An 18,941-nucleotide genomic window follows, 5' to 3' on the forward strand; every position below is an offset into this window, starting at 1 on the left:
CCGCGTTCACTGGGTCAACTGCGGGTATGTGGTGACGCGTGATGACCTCGGGCAGTACCTCATCACCTTCACGCTGAATGGGTCAGCTGTTGGATTGACCAGTCGGGACGGCACCCGCTTGAATGGCAAGCCCGACGAATTTTTCATCGGGGAAAGTGCAGAGGTTCGCCATGAGGTATTCTAACATCAGGCAGGCGGCCCGAGAGGGCCGCGCCAGCGTGCATCTGCATGGGTTCTATAATCTGCCCGATGGCGGGCAGGAGTATTGTGATGATCCAGAACTGATTGATGGCTGGGCAATCTATGTCCGAGTTGAGACCCCGGACGACCCGCAACAGCCCTTTGATCTGCACGAGCTGCCCGACCATCAAACCTATTCCAGCGCCGAAGGCGCAGCCTGCGCAATAGCGCTGCAATTGCTTGGCGATGCTGAGGCGTGGAACCACGACTAGTGGTGCCAGGCCTTGCGCATGTGGCCGGGTTTTGCCCGGCTGTCGCAGCCTAAGGCTGCTCCAAACGGAATACAGACAGTTGATGCAATATTATAATATTGAATCAATTATGGCGAAATGCCATAACAGGGCTACCTGTATGATGCTGGCAGGGCTACCTGTATGATGCTGGCAAGAAATAGGGGTGATTACTTCACATGGGCCGACCGCGCGCACCAGGGCACAAGCGACTGACGCAAAACCAGCGATTTGCCATCGTGCGCAAGCGTGCCGAAGGGGTGCCGATCGAGGATCTGGCCCGTGAATTCGGCGTCACAACCCGCAGCATCTTCTACACGTTGAAGGCTGATCAAAGCCGAAAGCTCGACGCGCGCGTGCGCTCCGAACTGGTGAATGTCCGGCTCACACCGAAAGAGCTTGGGAGCTTTGATGCAGTGCTAACGCGGCATGATATCACCAGCCGTGCCGAGGGGTTGCGGCGGCTGATCCATGCATCGAACGATCTCTTCGTTCCCGACGATGAACTGGCCAACCAGATGCAGGGGCTCTCGGCCTCGCTCAATCGCACCGGCAACAACATCAACCAGATCGCACAGCGCCTGAACGAGGCAAAACGCCAGGGCAAGACGCCGCCCTATGGTGATTCTGCCCATAGCCAGGTCCGCGCCTTGGCCGGGCTGATCTTCGACATCGCTGACCAAGTCCAAGACATGGCGCAGCGCCGCCGCAGCGCGCTGTCCGGCGAGGTTGCCCGCGTTCTGGGGGGCTTTGCCGATGGCCCGGAATAGCGCCGTTGCCGCCGCACAGGAGGCATTCTTCGATCGCGACTGGAGCCGCATTCGTGGAAGCGTCCCGCGCGCCCGTGCCAAGCAAATGGCGCGCGCCGCCATGGGGCATTCCCCCGCGATCTTCAAAGCCATTCGTGACGGCGGCACACACAACAAATCTCAGTTGCGCAATCAGCTGGAATACCTGACCACCAAGTCGAGCTTCATCATCGACAGCCGTGGCACCTACGACGGCCAAAGCGTTCTGTCAGGTAAAGAGATCGAGCAGGTCATGCGCCGGTTCTCAGCGCAATGGAATGAGGGGTTTCATCCCAAACTGGGGCATACTTCACATCTGTTGATGGCGTTCCCGATTGGTACACGCGGAGAGGATGTCGCCGAGATCACGCGCGAGATCTGCGAGCGGTTCTTTCAGGGCGAGGGCAGCCATTTTGACTACATCGCCGCCGTGCATGAGGACCGGGACCACCCGCATGCGCACATCGTTCTGAACCGGCGCAGCAAGGACGGCGAGTTCTTCTTCCTAAAGGAAGGGCACCACTTTAATTACGACAGTTTTCGCGAGGCGATGGTGGAGGTGTCCGACCGCTATGGGCTGCGCCTTGAGGCGACACGAAAACTCGAGCGTGGGGTCACGACGAAGAGGCCGAGCGATATAGATCAGCGTCGCGCCGAAGCCACGGGTCAAAAGCTGTCCGGGCGTGAGCGTGTGGGGCCGGAGCTTGACCGTGCCTTGGCTGAGGTGGCGCAGAACGCGCGACTCTATCGCGGCCTGGCGGCCGAGGCCTCGCGCGAGAACCAGCACGACATTGCAGCGGCCTTGGACAAAGCCGCGACACTTTTGGCGCAGGGCAAACCGATTGAAGCAGATGGAAAGGTATATGGCATGGTCGAAGAACAGCATTCGTTTGATGAGGTTGTGGATGCCTTTCACGACAAGATCAACCAAGCCGAACGCATTGTTGCGGCGGCCCCTGTGGAGCGGCGCGCGGCGCTCGAGCATGAGCTGAACGACATCTATCGTTCACTGTCACATCTGAGCCCCATGGGAACGCAGTCCCACATCTTGCTCGAAGACGCGTCCGATAGTGGGATCTATTCTGCCGCAAATATCAGGGCCGAGGCCCAAGGCGCTTTGCAGGATACAGCGCTCGCCGAACGTCTAGAACAGGCTTTGAAACGCACCGGAATTGACGCGCAAGAGGTGACGCGTCGTGTCGAAATCGGCGCGGGCAATGCCGCGCTTGAGCGGCAATGGCTTGGACAGGATTTGAAGGCGATTGCCGAGAAGGACGGTTTTGACCTGTCACGCGCCGATGAGCTTGAGAAAGCGATCGACCGTCTTGACCAGGTGCACAGTGATCTGGGTCGTTTGTTGGCCGATGCTGAAGTTCTCAAGGACAGTGGGGCGGTGGAGGTCGACCGGCAGGAAGCCATAGTCGACGGGTTGCCGCCGACCACCTCTGATATCCTGAACCGTATGAGGGACGACCCTACGGCGGATCCATTCCGAAACGATCTGGAACGCGAGACTTTGCGTGCTGAGATGGAGGAGCTGGTCAGAGAAGAGGATACCTCGGACTTGGCGATTGGCGATGAGACCACGCTGGAGGAACATATAGAAGACCGCCTGGACCGGCTCTATGCGGCCAAGGCATATCTCCAGAGCGATGCCGCTTTGGCGAACAGCGTAGCGATGGAGCATGTCCTCGACGAGATCGCCAATGAAGAAATAGACGTCCGACGCGAGCGGCACGTCGATGCCGACGGCGAAAAGGGCGTGACGCATGGGTAAGGCGCGGATCGCACTCGGCGTCATAAGCTTTGCTCTTCTGGGAGCGGTGTTGGGCTATGTTCTGGCGTCGGCCTTTCTGACGTTCCGCTGGTTCGGGGTTGGGGCTGACATCGATTTCTTGATGCTTGCGCGCAGCTATGGGGTTCTTCGAACGACCCACGCGGGCGATATGCAGATTGTTCACTCGATCGTGGGGATCAGCACAGGTTTCGGTGTTTTGCTTAGTGCCGTCTTGATGAACGACGCGCTGACCAAGTTTGGGGAAACCCACTGGCAGCACATGTACGAGATGAAGCGAAACGGTTTCTTCGGCAAGCCTGGCCACGGTTTTGTCCTCTGCAAAATGGGCAAGCCCAAGAGCCGCAAACCCTTTGTGATGTCCAAAGTATTCCCCCATGCCCTGATCGTGGCCCCAACCGGGCGCGGCAAGACCACGGGGTTCGTTATCCCAAACCTTCTGACCTATCAGGGCAGTGCGGTGGTGCTGGACGTGAAAGGCGAAAACTTCGATGCGACGGCCCGCCACAGGGTCGCGCAGGGCGACAAGGTGTTCCGGTTCGCGCCGACTGATTGGAAGGACGGCCGCTCGCACCGCTACAATCCCTTGCTGCGGATATCGGCGCTGGAAAACGTCGACCGCCAGCAGATGGAGCTGCAACTTCTGGCTTCGCTGTTCCTGCAAGCAGATAACGACCGGGTCCAAGGGCTCCTCGATGGCGGTATCGATCTATTCGTGGCGGCAGGGCTTTTGGCGTTCGAGCGAAAGCGGCCGACTCTGGGCGAGATCTACCGCATCACCGCATCTGGCGGGGACAAGCAGAAGGAATACCGCCGCCGCGCCGACGAAGTGGTCAATCCAGCTGCCAAGCTGATCTTCATGCGCATGGCCTCGACCAACAACGACACGCTGACCTCTTACCTTTCGCTCTTGATGACATCTGGCCTCAAACAATGGTCCAACCCCGCCATCGACCGTGCAACCGCAACCTCTGACTTCGACTTCTGCGACATCCGAAAGACGCCGTTTTCAGTCTACCTGGTGGTCGAACCGCTGATGGTGAAACCCCTCGCGCCACTGATCCGCTTGTTCTTCTCGGATTTGCTGGCATCGCTGCAAGATCATGAACCCGGCAAGGACGAGCCTTGGCCTGTGATGATCATGCTCGATGAGTTCAACCGCTTGGGCAAAATGCCCATCGTTCTGGACAGCATCGAAACCCTGCGATCTTACCGGGCGAACCTCGCGATCGTCACACAGACGATCCCGGCGCTGGACGAAATCTACGGTGAAAACGCCCGCCGCGCCTTGCAGGGCAACGCGGGTATCAAGCTCTATTTGACCCCCTCAGACGAAAAGACCATCGAAGAGCTCAGCAAGGCCGTTGGCAAAACAACCAAGCGCGTTGTGACCCGCTCGCGTTCTGTCGGCCGAAACCCTTTCGCTGGTCGCAGCATGTCTGAACGGACTGAAGAAACCGCGCTCCTACCCGAGGATGAGGCACGGCGTATGGATCTTGATGACATTGTTCTGGTCGTCGACGCGCAAATGCCCGTCCGCGCCAAGCGGATCAAATACTATGACGACAGGTTCTTTAAGCAGATTTTCGACAAGCAGACCGGCGATCTACCTTATCCCTCGGCAGGAGACCAGATGCGCGGGCTGCAAGGGCAGATCAAGGCACTGGAGGCAAAGATCGGAGAGCTTGAGTTGCCGAAGGTGGTGCCAGTTGGTGGTTCCGCAGGCGGTGGGAAACTGCGAGAAGAGGTCGAAGACCTTGTCAGCGAACAGCGGAAAGTAACGTCGGACGACACGCCTAGCCGGGGCGAGTATCAGGCTGGGACAGATCGAGTGGAGAGATTTTTGGAGGAGGCAGCTCGGGGATAAAATGGGAGAGCAGACACTCACCGCGGCCGCACGAAAAAAGAAGGGCATGAGAAAGGAAACCGGGAAAAACGGCTTCAATTCGATAGGCCGCCCTTCAATTTTCAGCCACTTCCGGCTCTAGCTCTTCAGCGTGCTCTTCTGCTACTCCAACAAGATGCTTCTCGTAAGTCTTCTTGAGGTATTTTAAGGCACTGTCCATATCGACGTTGGCATTTAGTTTATCCTGCACAAACTTCATTCGCGACTTGCATGCATCCAGAACCTCCGCCCAGCTTTTCACCCACACCTCCACCATGCCATCATCAGACGCATAGATACGACCAGGTGGACAGTTTAGCTGACGGGTCTTCCTCTTGGCGCTGGCGTCCAGTTCATTGGAAACTACCCAGAAGCTCCATCGCGTATTCAAATGCCGAAAACGCTCATCCTCGATCACAGCGAATGCATAGTCTTCGATCTGATTGATCTCTGCTGAACCTATTTTGCAACTAGGTCTTTTTAGTTCCACAATGAGATGCTCACATTCGCCTTCCCGACGCTGTGGAAGCGCCCTGGACAACATCAAGTCGACGATGCCCACCTTTCCATCCACCCTAGTAACGGGGCGATCGATGACGGTATCCTTTCCGATTATCTTTTGGTGCTTCCGTAGCACCTCAGTCAGCGACTGGTCATCGACGGTCAGGTTGAACTCTTCTCCGAATATCCATGTGTTGTTTTCGGCGATTAAGCGGTGCAGTTGGCTGCGCTCTTTGAGGTGCTTTTTCGTATCAGGGTGAAATATCAGCGCTTCTAACCCGGTAGCGAACCTGAGCCGATCAGATACCAACCTCGCGGCGCTGATAACGTTGGCTAGATCGGCTTCTTCAAGCAGCTTGGACATTTCCTTCTGGGTTTTTGGCGGAAGCTCCAGAACTTCAGTTAAAATATGTTGTAGCTCGTCGGGGCCTTTCTCGATGGCCTGTCTGAGCATACGCATCTGGAACGCCCTACTCTTGGAACTTTGAATCTTGAAATCCGGAAGGTGCTTGTTGACGTTAAGCGCGACAATATCGAAGACCTTGCGTTCAGCCTCTTCGACGGGGGATTGCGGCTCGATCCTATAGGGGTAGACCTCTTCTTCTTTCCACTGCTGAATCTCTGTTTGCGCCGCCTCCGCGTCCTTGTTTTCAAAGTGACGTTTAATGACTTCGGCGGCAGCATCCTGTGCTTCTGATAGTGCCGGTGCGATCATCTCGGCTAGTTCCAGTTCACCGCGTTCCTGAAGCTCATCGATGAAGCTGGATTTTAAGTAAGCTGAAAACTGGTGTCCGGGCGCGTGGAAACGTGGCTTGACACGTTGGAACGGAAAACCGTGCTGCCCACATAGGAAGAACCAGCGTTCGGTTGATGTCTTCCACTCAATAAGATCAAGGGAAACTGGGTAGGCCTTGGCGTTGTCGCCTTCACCTTCGATGATAGGGTCTAGGTCGATGCTGACCTTCTCTTTGATGGCTTTGTTCGGGTCCAACTTGTCGGTCTCGACAAAAATCGACACCTCCTTATAGTCCGTCAAATAAAGCGCAAAGACCTCGGACAGCGACTGTACCGATCTTTCCGGTTCAAGGGACCGATAGTTCTTATCGAGCTCGGCCACTTTGACTTCCACGCCGGTGCCAAGAGCAGGATCGGCCTCTTCCGGTTCAGTCACACGAACATCGACAAGATCATCCCGTAGAAGGGAAACCTTGTATCCGAGCAGTTTGCCTTTGCCGTCTTCGTCCCTGTAGCGCACAATCCACTCAGCCGATCGCCCGAGCGCCAAAGCCTTCAAGCGACCTTTACCTTCCTTGCCGTGCAGGATTCGCTTCTTGCCCCTAGAGCGGCTTCCGTGGCGCTTCCAAGACCCGCCGATGCTACCGAAGAGTTGCTTGATTTCCTCGTGTGGAATGCCGTGGCCGTTGTCCCGGACAGTGATTGAGCGCATGCTGATATCATCATTCTCAATTTCGATGTCCACGCGAGTGGCGTCAGCATCGACTGAGTTCCATATCAATTCCGACAAAGCCTTGATGGCGTCTGCGCTTGCTAGCTTTTTAAGGTGGTCCTTTTCGACCTGCACTCTGAAATGGGCGTCCGCCATGAAATTATCTGGCCTCATAGTTCTTTCTTAAATCTCGAATATCCTAACCTGTCTTTTGCGGATAGACCAACTTTTCAAGCAACCCCGAGTTGAAGCTAAGACCAGGTGCCACCTCCACGGATTTCGAGGCTGCTCTCATGGGCTGCAGTTGCAAAGATTGTCTGCTTCGAAAGGCCGTGTTGAGGTCTCCGACTTTCTCGACGCAAAGTGGCTTTGGGCCAGTTTTACTCCAACCGCTTCGCCCGTTCAGCAACCTTCTGAACCATTGAAACAGTAGCTCCGCCCGCCTGCCGTATTCCGGCTCCCGCGATCTCGGCGTTTGATCTGGTCCCAAACCGAGCACGAGCCCGCGAGCCCTTGGTGCCGATCAAGCCCTTGGCGAACCCGCCAGGACCGGGAATGCTCGGCGGTCCGGCCATCATGAAGTTGCCTGAGATAGAGCGTACGATCAGCGGAGTGGCGATGATCATGCCGCCTGCGAGAAACATCATCATGAAGAAGGGCACCAGTGCGCCGATGTTGCTCGCGCCTGAGGGATCACCGAGTTCGGTCATCAGCGAGCGCGACATTCCGACGACGGTGGAAAACACGCCCGCGATCACGAGGGGGTAGAGCGCGTAGGACACCGTGCTGGACAGCCAGCGATGGAAATAGTCCTTGCTGACATCAAAAAGCGAAAGCGCGATCATGATGGGAGCGATGCCGATCATGAAGGCCAGCATGATTTTCGCGAAGATCAGGACAAGGCCGCAAAGCGCCCCGATGACGCCGAGGAGGAAAGCGCCGATCGCGCCGATCAGGGCTCCGGCCATCCAATGCATGTTGTCACCGGCCGCGTTCAGGTAGTCGCCGAACTCTTCGATGAGATCGTCGAAGGCCTCGGCAAAGTAGGACGCACCTGCTCCGCCGCCGCCAAGCCCTGCCACCATGCCGCCCGCGAGCTGGTCGAGCCCGTTGATGAGGGCGCTGGCTACTGCGTTGAATTGGACCCAGTTCATTGCAAAGAGGGAGATCAGCATGAGCTTGAGGGCGAACCAGAAGGCGGTTCGCCCATCCATGGATTTGTACTGAAACACCATGTTGAGAAAGACGCCGATCACAGCCAGCGTAGAGGCCACGGCAATCACGCCACCAAGCTGACCGGCGACGTTGCCAAAGGTGGTTTGGGCCGCGTCATCCAGAAAGTTGTCGGTGGTCTCTACCATCCAGGTCACGACGCCCATCGGATCCTCCTCAAGTTGGCTTTAGGCGCTCGCGCCTGTGCGCCGCTTCAGGAAGGCCCTCAGTATGTGTTCGCCGTCAAAATCCGGCGCCACTGAGACCAGTTCCCAGCCTTCTTGGCCGAGTGCGGTCAGCTGCGCTTCGATCTTTGGCGGCTTAGTTTTGGCGGTGTTAATCTGTTCAATCTTGTATTCAAACATGGGCTGTTTCCTTCGAATGGGCCGGATCAATCGGCAGGTAGAATTCGGTAATGCCGCGCGCACCTTCATGGCGACCGGCTTGAATGATCACATCGATCGAGCGTGTGATGTAGTCGTTCATGTCCTGGTAGGTCATGGGCACGTCGGTTTTCAGGGCGGCGATGGCGAGGCGCTGCACCGCCAGTTGCGGCGTTTCAGCGTGCAGGGTAGTAAGTGAGCCACCATGGCCGGTGTTGATCGCCTCGAGGAAGGTCATAGCCTCTTTGCCGCGTACTTCGCCTAGGACGATGCGGTCCGGCCGCATGCGCAGGGTGGAGGTCAGCAGGACATCAGCGCTGCGCGTGGCTTCATCGCGGTCAGACATCAGGGTGACGACATTGGGCTGCGTTGGGCGTAGCTCGGCGGCTTCTTCGATGGTAATGATGCGCTCGTCAGAGGGAACGAAGGAGAGGATCTTGCGCGCCGTGACGGTTTTGCCGGTCGAGGTGCCGCCAGAGACGATCATGTTGAGCTTGTGGAACACACAGAACTTGATCGCGGCGTCGATATCACCCGTGGCCACGACATTGCGCAGCTCGGCGTTGCGCTTGCGCCTTGCACCCTCGTTGCTGCGCTCTTTTCCGAAGAGATAGGACAGCTTGATCTTTTCCAGCGGCAGGTCAGCGAAGAACCTCAAGGAAATCGCATAGCCACCATCAACGGCGGGGGGCTGGATGACCTGCGCCCGGATTGGGCGGTCACGGTAGGTAATGCTGACCGAGACGATGGGTTTCGTTCGGCTGAGCGTGGTGTTCGCGGCGGAAGCAACCTGATTGCCAAGGTCCTTGATCTCGTTCTGCGTGAGCCGCCGATTGACGGGCCGCATAAAGTGATCCCCCTGAAACTCGGCCCACAACTTGCCGTCGGGATTGATGCAAAGCTCGATCAGCTTCGGATCACGCGCCTCGGGGATCTTGTCCATCGAGCTTTGCAGATAGCTGGCCGCCATGATCAAAAAATCTCCAGATCACGATCGACCATCACGGTGACACGGGCACCTTGATCGACATAGATCACGGGCGAGACGGAGAGATATTCGCCAATCACGCTTTGCGCGCTGTCTTGCAGGTCTTCGCCAATGCCTTCCAAGACATCAGAGGCTATCTCATCTTCGGTATTCTGGGCTGCCACGGCGGGCAAGGCTCCGATCAGCGAAATCAGGGCGGCTGACCCGAACCGAGTGCCAAAGCGGCTGTCGACAAAGCCGGTCGTGCCAGACCTCCCCAGTTCGTCGCCACCAAAAGCACTGATTTCAACGGTCTGGTTGCTGGGCAGAATGATCCGGTCCCAGGCGATCGTCACGCGTTGTTGCGCGATGTCGAGGCCAGATTGATACCGTCCGATCAGACGTGCGCCTCGAGGGATCAGGATCCGCGAGCCGTCATAGGCGTGGACATCTTCCGATACCATGGCGCGGACCTGACCGGTGAGCGAGCTGTCGATTGCGGTCTCCAGCACCGCCTGGATCATCGTGCCCTGAACTACTGTGTTTGCCGGATTCACGATCAACTGGGCTTGCGTCACCTCGGCGGGTTCAGCGCCATTGCGGACAAAGTCTGTGTCGCCATCAAGTCGCCGCTGCTGCGCAGCGGTTTCATTGTTGCCGCCTCCGGTGCCGCCAAAGGCGATGATAGGACTGGCGATGCGGGCTTGGAGTTCCTCAAGTTCTGCTTGCCGCCGCCGCTCGAGCTCTTGAAGGCGCAGTTCTTCGGCCGTGGGGCCGGTTGGTGCGGGAGTGCGCGCGGTTTCCAGGCGTGCAAGTTCCAGATCGTTCTGCAGTCGCTGGATTTGTCGGGCACGTTCTTCCAGTTCTTCGCGCAAAGCGGCCTGAGTTGCAGCGGCCTCACTGCGCAGGGCATCGATCTCTGCACCCAAAGTATCAAGCGCCTCCGTGTCAACGGCAGGGGTCTCGGGTGCTGGCGCGTTGCGCAGTGCTTCAAGTTCAGACCGCATGGCGTCCATTTGCGCGCGCAGCTCTTCCGTCTCGCTGTCTGGTTCCAGCTCTGGCGGTGGCGAAGTGTCTATCGGTGCAGGGGGTGACTCTATCGCGCCAAAACCCGGTCCCGCTGCTTGGAACTCATCCGGTGAGGCTGTTTCCAGGCTATCGGGTTCAGAGCCGCCAGAGAACAACAGCAAGAGGCCGCCAAGTGCGGCGATTGCCGCAATGCCTAGGGCAATCGTGCCAGCAGAAGGTCGCGATTTTTGGTTTTGTGGTTTTCCTTCAAGCGCTTCGAGGCGCTTCTTAAGCTCAGCTGTTTCACTCATCGGGATTTGCCTCGCTCATCTCTTGGATGCAAATCTCGTCCTCGCCGAGCCTGAGAACCCATCGATCGCTGACACCTGACACGCGGATCACTCCATCCGGTCGCGCGAGCGCATTCACGCTGCCCTCATTGCCGCCGGACCAACGAAAGATCGCAGGCAGCGGTGCGTTTGCGGCAAAGCGGAAGTAGGTGAAGGTGCCGTCGTCCCAGATTTCACGCGGAGTGATCTCGGACCGTGCGCTGACGCCATAGGCGTGGTTGGCAGGTTGGCTTGCCGCCACACGCGATTGCTGGGGAGCGGACTCCGGATAGGTGAAGCGGATGACATAGAAAGTCGGCGAGCTCGCCTCGGTGACGTTGAAATAGTAACTGCGCCGGTTGGTATAGACGTTGATGTTGGTATGCGCGCCGCGCGATACCGGCTTGATCGCAAAAGCCTGGCCACCGGGCACGCCGTCCAGGAGAAACCCTTCAGTGTCGCCTGCAATGATTGAGCGGATTGTCTCGCCTTGGCCGAATTCAATGCTGGTCACATGGGTCAGGCTGGTGCGGATGCGGTAGACCTGCCCATCCTGATAGGTGGCCAGTCGGACGCGGGCATCATAGGGGCCTTGTCGCGGCTGGGTTTCTGCATAGGCGGTTCCGGCAAGCGGAACAAAGAAGATGAGGATCAGGAACAGGCGACGCATTGGTTACTCCAAGCGATCCGAGCGGATCGCGTATTCGGTGACGGTGAAGCCGAAGGGGTTCTGCCAGACGTCGTCAATTGACCGGCTGTTCTCGGGTCGAAACTCAAACATAAGCGTTGCGGTGAAGAGCCCGTTTTGACTGCCGCGCGGCGAGCTGAGCCGCTTGCGCAGGCGCACCTGGGCACGATTGGTACTGATATGGGTGATCGACAGAACCTCGACTTCAAGGCGGGCATCTGTGCCGTAGCTGTCGGGCGGATAGGCCTCATGGCCGCTGGTCCAAAGCGCGCGCAGTCCTATAGCGGCCGCGCCGTCAGACTGGTCCAGGACCCGCCGCACACGCACATCATTGTCGAGCTGGTTGTATGTCTCTCGATCTATGACATAGCGGTAGACCTGTGCTTCGATGATAGCGGGGCGTTCCGTGAGTGAGACCGCTTCAACCATGGCATTGGGGAGGGCCATGCCGGTTTCGCTATCAAAGGGCACGATCATGGGCGGCGGGTCCACATCGAACAGGGCCACGAGGGCAGCGGCGAGGCAACCTGCCATGCCAAACGCCATGCCTGTCAGCCCCAGTTTCCGCCACAAGAGCTCGCGTCGTCGTGCGCCGTAGACGAGCTCTTCTTCGATGATTTCTGCCTCACTGTTCATAGGATCAGTTCGCGCGCAGCTCTGGCAAGGTGAAGTCCATGTAGCGGCGCTCTGCGGCAAGCGTGGCGGCATCCACCACGCCGGACTGGCCCGCGCCGACGGTCTGAATGGCTTCGAGTTCCCACATGCGCGTCATGGCAATCGCCAGTTCGGCTGTAACGCGTGTGTTGTGATCGACAGCCTCCTTGAGCGTTTCCATGTCTGGGATCAATGAGACCAGCTGCTCGACCCGCTCGAGAGACTGCGCGGCCTCTTCATAGCTGTTTTCAGCGGCTGCCGACATGACGGCCCCGGTGCCTGCCTGACTGGCAATGCGCTCCGCCCCTGGATTGCCGCTGCTGGCCATGTCGGACAGGCTGTCTTGATCAAAGCCCGCATCCTCTAGGGCTTGCGTCATGCGGCCTTCCATCTGAGGGGCGGCGTTGCCGATGAGGCCGCTGAAATCGCCGCTTTGGATTTGCCGTATGGTGCCAAGGAGGTCGCCGAATTCCTGATCGAGAAGCCCGTCGAGATCACCACCCATGGCCATCTCGATAATATCCGTCGCGCCAGTCAGGGCGGCGTAGGTCTCATTGAGTGTGTCGAGTTGCTGCTGCACCAGGTCGAGCTGCTCGAAAAGCGTGTCGAGCTGGTCGGTCTGGATCCCGAAATCCTCCAGCATCTGCTGCAGCTGGCGAATTTCCTGGGCGATGTTGCGCGTGTCGACCGTCGGCACGCCTTGAGCAATTGCAGGAGACGCAACCAACAATGCGCAGGTGGCTACGGCAGAAAGAAAGCGGATCATCGGAGGGCCTCCAGATCGAATTGCATGAAGTCTTGTTCGCGGGCCTGCGCGGCCGCCATGGCCAGCGCTTCCGCGCTGAGCGGGCGGGTGTGGGCGGCCTTGAGGCGCGTGCGGATGGCGATCAGGCGGGCGAGTTCGGCCCGCGCGTAGGTGTTGAGCGACATGGCCGCGTGAATGTCATCTGTCTCGCCAATGCGCCTGATGATGTCCTGCACGCGCAACGCGGCCGCTTGCACGGAGACCAAGGAGTAATCGCCATATACGCCTGCGCCGAAGGAGGTCAGGCTCATTGTAGAGTTTGCGAGCAAGACGGGATCAATGGTGCCGAGCGCGTCAACGCCGCCGACACGGGCAAGGTAGAGATTGTAGCGCTCGGGGATCACCTGGACGTAGTGCTGGGTCTCAGCAAAGGGTGGCACGCCACCGTAGCGCTGCACATTGCCGGGACCGGCATTGTAGGCCGCGAGCCCGTGAATGATGTTGCCGTCAAACATGGCCAACATCTGCGCCAGATAGCGCGCGCCGCCCGTGACCTGGATGTAAGGGTTTTCATAGTAGGCCGGGTAAATCCCGAGATCCTGCGCCGTTCCGGGCATAATCTGGGTCAGACCGAATGCGCCGACAGGGGAACGCGCGCCGATGGTGAAGCGGCTTTCTTGCCAGATCAAGGCCTGTAATAGGCAGCGCCATTGCTTGGGCGATAAGCCCGCCGCGCGCACACCTGACATATGATGCGTTTCCTGAGACGCACGAATGATCAGCTGCTCGATTGAACCAGAGGCGTCGCCGAACATCTGAGCCGCGCCTGGGTTCGGGTCGACCGGGCCATAAAGCGTTTCTGCAGCACTCTCAGGCGAAGAACCAGTTTCCAAACTCGCGACCAATGCGCCGGGATTCCCGCTGGCCAACGTCGTGGAATTGAGGATGTTTTCCAGCGCCTGGAGTTGTTCTTGCTCGAGCGCCTCAAGCTCTTCTTCTTTGGTCAACCGATCCTGCTGCAGCGCCAGATCTTGTTCGCCCTGCTGCAGCACGCGCTCGCGTTGCAAGAACATGCCCGCATCAAATGTGGGCACACCTTGGGCATAGGCCAACGGCGCGGAGAAACAGACCAAGCCCGCAAAGATATGCAGGCGGTGCTTACTCACTGAGACTACCAATCGGCCCGAGCAGCTCGAAATTGCAGTTGCTGTGACTGACCTCTGCAAACGAGTTGAAGCATTCAGCTTCGGACGGTCGGTATTCCGCGCAGGCTGTTAGGGTCAAAAGGGTGAGGGTCAGAACGCAAAGTCTACGCATCAATCTGTCTCCAAAAATCGGGGTTCTGGCGATAATCTGCACCGACCAGTGCTTCGCCCTTTTCCATGCCGCCAAGGATCGTGAGGTAGGGCCCAAGGGCGCTCAGATCGGCATCGATCACCACCGAGCCTTGATCATCGCGCACCAACGCCAGACGGGAGTTGCTGCCTGTGCCGAGCAGAACGCTGAGTTCTTTTTCAGTGAGGCCCAGCATGGTGTAATCGCTGGATGAGGCGCGGATGTTAGGAAGCAAGAGCTGCGTTGGCACAGCCTCGACAATTGTCTTGCCGGTGCGGGTTTTATCGAGCTGGCTTGCGTATTGGGTCATCATCACAACGACTGCGTTTTGTTTGCGCGCGGTCACAAGCCAATTGCTCAGGCGGTCGGCAAAATAGGGGTTATCCAGCGCCTTCCAGGCTTCATCAATGATGATCAGCGTCGGCTTGCGATCCTCGATCACCCGCTCCACCCGTCGAAACAGGTAGGACAGGACCGCCATGCGTTCTTTCTCACTTTCGCTGTCGAGAATGCCGGTCAGGTCAAACCCCACGACATCACCATCGAGCGAGAAGGTATCCTCGGTGCTTTGCCCGAATATCCAGCCATAGCGGCCATCTGAGGTCCATTCCTGTATCCGCTCAAACAGATCCCCTTCATCCGCCCCGGCCACAAAGAGTGAGGCCAAATCCTGCCAGTTGCGAAGCGCGGCGTCGCTCGCCCCGGCGTTCTGGCGCACCACTTCTTGGATGCGGTTGATCTGGACCGGGCTTAGAGGCTTGTCAGCACGATGTAACAGCGTCGCCAACCAATCCGACAGCCAGGCTTGCCCGCGTCCGTCGATTTCTGTGCGCAGCGGGTTTAGGCCTGTCGCTTCTCCAGCCTTAATAGCACTGTATCGCCCGCCATTGGCCCGCACGGCCATTTCCATGCCCGCGCGATAGTCGAAGACGAACACGCGCGCGTCGCAACGCCAGGCTTGGGTCATGAGGAATGCTGACAACACCGACTTGCCGGAGCCAGGGCGACCGAGGATCAAGGTGTGCCCGCCTGTCGGCTCTTTGTCCGGCTGACCCGTCTCATGGTAGTTGAAAAGGAAGCCCGAGCGTTCAGGTGTCGGGAACAGGGTAATCGGTTTGCCCCAAGGCACCTGATGGCCAGGTTTGCCCAGTTGACCGCGATGAAGCGCTGCGAGGTCGGCAAAGTTCGTGTTGGTGATGGCGGCCTTGCGGCTGCGCATCTGCCCATTGCCCGGATGCTGCGCGAAATAATGGGTCCGCGCCGCAAAGCTCTCGTTCACCAGATTGACGCCTTCGCTGGCCGCGATGTTGCGCACCTCGGCAGCGATGGCTTCCAGCTTTTCCTCGGTCTCGGCGAAAACCGTCACCGTCATGTGATGATCGCCAAAGCTGAGGCGCTTGGATTCCAGATCGTCGAGCGCGTCGACCAGTTCTTCGGCGAGGGAAATCGCGCCGTCATCGCTGGCCTTCATCAGACGCTGTTGGCGCTTGATCCGGCTGGCCATGATGTTGCTGTTGATCGGCGTGAAGGAGTGTGTGACCACCATGTCGACGGGCAGGTTCAGCTCATCGAACATGGTGCAGTTGGTTTTGGCCGGATAGGTCTTGATCGCAAAGCTGGTGCCAAACCGCTTTCCCGCTGTCCCGTCGTCGAGCGCAAAGCCGCGCCCCTGAAACGTGACACGCGTATTGGCCACATCATCGGCAATGACGCTAAAGCGGGATTTCGCGAAGAGCGGTCGCTCTTGGCCAATATTGAGTGCCCCGAGGAACCCGAGTAATTCGCCGCTTTCAGCTCCAAGAAGGCGCGGGCTCATCTCTGCGAAAGACGAGAGCAGAAAACCGACGACCTCCTCGAGCTTGCGCAGCTGCTTGGTTGTCTGTTCTTTCAGCTGCGCGATTGAATCTGCACGTTTCAGGCGCAGCCGAGCGCCGAGGGGAGGACGTTTCAGAACTGTGAGTGTGAGCGTTTTGTCCCGCAGGCCCGCCCGCGCCATGGCCGTTTGCCATCGGCTATCCAGCTCTTGCGCAAACCCCTCATTGGGCACCGGTGACAAGGCGGTCTCGATCGCCTTGGAGACCTTGTGCACGTAGAAACTGTACTCTGACCCGATCTGCGCGATGATCGCAGCAAAGAGCGCGCGGATCTTCTCCAAATGCGCGTCATCGCTGGTCATACTGTTGACGCCATCAAGGCGGATGCACTGGAACAGCGCATTGCCGCGTGTGCGGATCGTCACGTCATTCACGAGGCTGACATAGGGCAGCATACTGGCCATCGGCCGCTCTTTGCGCGCCCAATCCGGCAGCACGGCAAGATCATCCGAAGGATCATGGCGCATAGCTGTCCCCCGAATGGATCTTGCGGTTCGGGGTAGGCGGCGTCTCCTGCAAGGCGGTGACCATCACCTCAAGAAAGGCCGGGTCCCAGTCAGCGGCTTTCCACAGCGCGGGATAGGCCAGAGCGGCAATGATGATCACCGGCCAGCTCTGGACCCACAGAAACAGCAACACAAACCCAAACAGCCAAACCATGGCATACATGATCGGCAAGCCGATGAGCTTTGGCGGCCGGATTAGGCCCAGGAAGAGGCGGGTTTGCGTTGCCATGCCGGATTTACGCGCCCCAGATGGCGGTCACGATGGTCGGCGCAGCTGCGATGCCTGCGATCGCGACCAGTACCCAAAGAGCTTGGCGGAAGTCGAGGATGCCAAAGAGCCATGAAAGGAACACGCCGATCAAGGCCAAGGTCCCGATGACAATGCCCAAGGGGCCGGTGATCGTGTCGACGATGCCCTGCAAAAGGTTCTGCACCGGGGAGAGGTCAATGCTTTGCGCAAAGGCCGGGTTGGCAATCATTAGACTGGCCAGAGCCAGCGACAGGATCGTACGAAATTGTATGTGCATCAGGAGGCTCCAGTCAGTCGATCACGCACGGCCATGACGCGGCGCACGTGGTTTTGGGTTTCTCGGTAAGGAGGTATGCCGCCATAGCGCGCGACCGCGTCAGGCCCCGCGTTATAGGCGGCGAGTGCGAGTTCGGGCGTGCCGAAATGCGCCAACATCATCAGGAGGTAACGGGCAGAGCCATCCAGATTGGCTTGCCAGTCATGCGGATCAACGCCGAGCTGCGCGGCAGTCACAGGCATCAACTGTCCGAGGCCAATCGCACCTGCGGAGCTGCGCGCGTTCGGGCGATAGGCGCTTTCAATCTCGATATTGGCTTGGAAGAGGGCCTGCCATTCCGTCACCGACAGACCCGCGCGACGCAACGCCGGGTGCCCGCCATAGCGATGCGCGGTGCTTTCAAGTGCTGCGAGGATTTCAGGTCGGGGAACTGCTCGGGCGGGTGCAGGAGGCCGAGCATCAGGCTCAGGCGCTGCAAAGACGATCAGCTCTGGCGGGTTTGCACCAATCCCGTCGACATAACTTTGAGCGAAACCGGATTGGGGGGATTTGGTTTCCAGCTGGCCATCGGCCCGCATGGAAAGCACGAAGCCTTCAGAATTGGCGGGCGCAGCGATGATTGCTGCAAGGACGGCAAGTGGCTTAGCTCGCGTCGTCCAGCTTGTGAGAGGCGACCTTGCCTTCGAGCATCGGGATCGAGACGATCGAAACGCCAAGTCCTGCAAGGAAACTGACGAGCCCGTTGATCGTTTTGAATTCCCGGCCCACCATATTGTTGCGCGAAGTAACCAGCAGTCGGCGCATCTCACCGTCAGGTGACAGGCAATGCACAGTCCAGACACCAGACCACTGGGCAGAGGTTCTTGTAGGCGTAACGCGGCACAGGACATCCGCCGAATGTCCTTCAGCAAGCAGCGCGCGCAGCCCGTCTTCGCTAACAACATTCGGGGCATCTTGCATTAAGTTCATAGGTCAGGGCCTGCGTGTCAGTGCAATGACCTGTTAGCCCGTCATGGGCTGCCTGATCAATGCAAGATTATAATATCGCAATCAATGGCGGTTATGTGTTTCGTAGCCATAGTAATGCTGAAACAGCCATTTAGTGGATTATCTTCCACAAGCCAAGGTGGCTGATTTGATGTGCCGAAAATTCTTGGGGTATGTGATGATGCGCATTTTAGCCGGTCAAGCATCTGGTGGATATAGTTGTGTGCGTCCTCTTCCACCTTATCTACGTGAATGTATCGACGATATCAGGACGTATTCGAGCCTTCTGCATTGGGATAAAGAGACGCGGTTTTCCGAAGTACAACTGTATTTTCGCTGCATCGATACCGAGCGTCCTGAAATGTTTCGAGAAGCTAGGCAAGCGGCTGAGGATCATTCGGAATTGTTTGAAGTTGGCACAAAGACAGGCGAACAGTTCCCAATGTGGGTTTCAAGTTCTTCGGTAGAATAGTCAGAATATAGTGCAACTTGCGTATCGCCGTTGTCCCACTGATAGAGGAGGCCGACTTCTTCTGCAGTCATAATGCAGATAATGCGTCCGATAGGGGCCGCTGTGTTGCGTACATTTTTCTGTGTGATCATTTCTTTTCACGGGGTGCGAGGAGTACTTGAGGGTCTACGTCCAAGGCACGCGCAAGGCGTTCCAGAATGTCGAGGGAAACTGAGGATTTCGCCAATTCAATCTCGCTAATGTAGCTGCGATCAATTCCTGCGGATAGAGCGAGTGCCTCTTGGCTCAACTTTCTGGAGTACCTTGTGTTTTGTAGGTTTAAGCCAACACGTACCCGTAGATTCATGCCCTTTCTTCAGCCGGAACCG

The 18,941-nt window shown here is 58.0% G+C and carries 20 protein-coding genes and 1 pseudogene; 6 read left to right on the forward strand and 15 right to left on the reverse strand.

Translation table 11 applies throughout. The features are described from left to right. From AN476_RS23230 to AN476_RS14725, 5 genes and pseudogenes are all read left to right on the forward strand, one after another. Positions 1 to 184, forward strand: a pseudogene (locus AN476_RS23230) (hypothetical protein); the annotation flags it as partial. Continuing rightward, complete coding sequence (locus tag AN476_RS14710; protein WP_054462360.1) at positions 171 to 452, forward strand: hypothetical protein; 282 nt, start codon at positions 171 to 173, stop codon at positions 450 to 452. The pseudogene AN476_RS23230 and the gene AN476_RS14710, both read left to right, overlap by 14 nt. 197 nt (positions 453 to 649) lie before the next feature. Beyond that, positions 650 to 1,240, forward strand: coding sequence for a hypothetical protein (locus tag AN476_RS14715; protein ID WP_054462361.1), 591 nt, complete (start codon positions 650 to 652; stop codon positions 1,238 to 1,240). Next, positions 1,227 to 3,035 (forward strand): relaxase/mobilization nuclease domain-containing protein, encoded by a 1,809-nt coding sequence (locus AN476_RS14720; protein WP_054462362.1) that lies wholly within the window; start codon positions 1,227 to 1,229, stop codon positions 3,033 to 3,035. The genes AN476_RS14715 and AN476_RS14720 overlap by 14 nt, the downstream gene beginning before the upstream one ends. Beyond that, positions 3,028 to 4,920 carry a type IV secretory system conjugative DNA transfer family protein gene (locus AN476_RS14725; protein WP_054462363.1) on the forward strand — a complete coding sequence of 631 codons (1,893 nt, stop codon included), beginning with the start codon at positions 3,028 to 3,030 and terminating at the stop codon, positions 4,918 to 4,920. Before AN476_RS14720 ends, AN476_RS14725 begins: the two co-directional genes overlap by 8 nt. A gap of 94 nt (positions 4,921 to 5,014) precedes the next feature. On the opposite strand, the gene AN476_RS14730 is transcribed toward AN476_RS14725, so the two are convergent. From AN476_RS14730 to AN476_RS14790, 14 genes are all read right to left on the reverse strand, one after another. Next, positions 5,015 to 7,042, reverse strand: a complete 2,028-nt coding sequence (locus AN476_RS14730; RefSeq protein WP_083464355.1) for an ATP-binding protein — start codon at positions 7,040 to 7,042, stop codon at positions 5,015 to 5,017. Between the two features lie 224 nt (positions 7,043 to 7,266). Then, positions 7,267 to 8,265, reverse strand: coding sequence for a type IV secretion system protein (locus tag AN476_RS14735; protein WP_054462365.1), 999 nt, complete (start codon positions 8,263 to 8,265; stop codon positions 7,267 to 7,269). Between the two features lie 21 nt (positions 8,266 to 8,286). Further along, positions 8,287 to 8,463: a DUF4177 domain-containing protein gene (locus AN476_RS22470; RefSeq protein WP_172684835.1), complete on the reverse strand. Its 177-nt coding sequence runs from the start codon at positions 8,461 to 8,463 to the stop codon at positions 8,287 to 8,289. Next, the gene (locus tag AN476_RS14740) at positions 8,456 to 9,451 is read right to left on the reverse strand and encodes an ATPase, T2SS/T4P/T4SS family (RefSeq protein ID WP_054462366.1); all 996 of its coding nucleotides are present in this window, start codon (positions 9,449 to 9,451) and stop codon (positions 8,456 to 8,458) included. Before AN476_RS14740 ends, AN476_RS22470 begins: the two co-directional genes overlap by 8 nt. Positions 9,452 to 9,453: 2 nt before the next feature. After that, positions 9,454 to 10,767 (reverse strand): TrbI/VirB10 family protein, encoded by a 1,314-nt coding sequence (locus AN476_RS14745; RefSeq protein WP_054462367.1) that lies wholly within the window; start codon positions 10,765 to 10,767, stop codon positions 9,454 to 9,456. Beyond that, entirely contained in the window at positions 10,760 to 11,455 is a 696-nt protein-coding gene (locus AN476_RS14750) for a TrbG/VirB9 family P-type conjugative transfer protein (protein WP_054462368.1), read from the reverse strand. The genes AN476_RS14745 and AN476_RS14750 overlap by 8 nt, the downstream gene beginning before the upstream one ends. A 3-nt stretch (positions 11,456 to 11,458) precedes the next feature. Further along, on the reverse strand, positions 11,459 to 12,109 hold the full coding sequence (locus AN476_RS14755; protein ID WP_054462369.1) for a virB8 family protein: 651 nt from the start codon (positions 12,107 to 12,109) through the stop codon (positions 11,459 to 11,461). 4 nt (positions 12,110 to 12,113) lie between these two features. After that, complete coding sequence (locus tag AN476_RS14760) at positions 12,114 to 12,893, reverse strand: type IV secretion system protein (protein ID WP_054462370.1); 780 nt, start codon at positions 12,891 to 12,893, stop codon at positions 12,114 to 12,116. After that, the gene (locus AN476_RS14765) at positions 12,890 to 14,038 is read right to left on the reverse strand and encodes a lytic transglycosylase domain-containing protein (RefSeq protein ID WP_157063769.1); all 1,149 of its coding nucleotides are present in this window, start codon (positions 14,036 to 14,038) and stop codon (positions 12,890 to 12,892) included. Before AN476_RS14765 ends, AN476_RS14760 begins: the two co-directional genes overlap by 4 nt. Before the next feature lie 143 nt (positions 14,039 to 14,181). After that, positions 14,182 to 16,548, reverse strand: a complete 2,367-nt coding sequence (locus AN476_RS14770) for a type IV secretion system protein B4 (RefSeq protein ID WP_054462371.1) — start codon at positions 16,546 to 16,548, stop codon at positions 14,182 to 14,184. After that, the gene (locus AN476_RS14775) at positions 16,538 to 16,816 is read right to left on the reverse strand and encodes a type IV secretion system protein VirB3 (protein WP_024096577.1); all 279 of its coding nucleotides are present in this window, start codon (positions 16,814 to 16,816) and stop codon (positions 16,538 to 16,540) included. Before AN476_RS14775 ends, AN476_RS14770 begins: the two co-directional genes overlap by 11 nt. Positions 16,817 to 16,823: 7 nt before the next feature. Next, entirely contained in the window at positions 16,824 to 17,114 is a 291-nt protein-coding gene (locus tag AN476_RS14780) for a TrbC/VirB2 family protein (protein WP_025060020.1), read from the reverse strand. After that, positions 17,114 to 17,692, reverse strand: a complete 579-nt coding sequence (locus tag AN476_RS14785) for a lytic transglycosylase domain-containing protein (RefSeq protein ID WP_054462372.1) — start codon at positions 17,690 to 17,692, stop codon at positions 17,114 to 17,116. The genes AN476_RS14780 and AN476_RS14785 overlap by 1 nt, the downstream gene beginning before the upstream one ends. Positions 17,693 to 17,756: 64 nt before the next feature. Continuing rightward, complete coding sequence (locus AN476_RS14790; RefSeq protein ID WP_054462373.1) at positions 17,757 to 18,083, reverse strand: hypothetical protein; 327 nt, start codon at positions 18,081 to 18,083, stop codon at positions 17,757 to 17,759. A gap of 133 nt (positions 18,084 to 18,216) precedes the next feature. Between AN476_RS14790 and AN476_RS22895 the strand changes: the two genes are divergently transcribed. Continuing rightward, entirely contained in the window at positions 18,217 to 18,573 is a 357-nt protein-coding gene (locus tag AN476_RS22895; RefSeq protein ID WP_157063770.1) for a hypothetical protein, read from the forward strand. A 127-nt stretch (positions 18,574 to 18,700) separates the two neighbouring features. Here AN476_RS22895 and AN476_RS14800 read toward each other — a convergent pair whose 3' ends face one another. After that, positions 18,701 to 18,919 (reverse strand): helix-turn-helix domain-containing protein, encoded by a 219-nt coding sequence (locus AN476_RS14800; protein ID WP_054462375.1) that lies wholly within the window; start codon positions 18,917 to 18,919, stop codon positions 18,701 to 18,703. Positions 18,920 to 18,941 lie beyond the last annotated feature (22 nt).

This window comes from Phaeobacter sp. 11ANDIMAR09 (genome assembly GCF_001294455.1).
Taxonomy (GTDB): Bacteria; Pseudomonadota; Alphaproteobacteria; order Rhodobacterales; family Rhodobacteraceae; genus Pseudophaeobacter.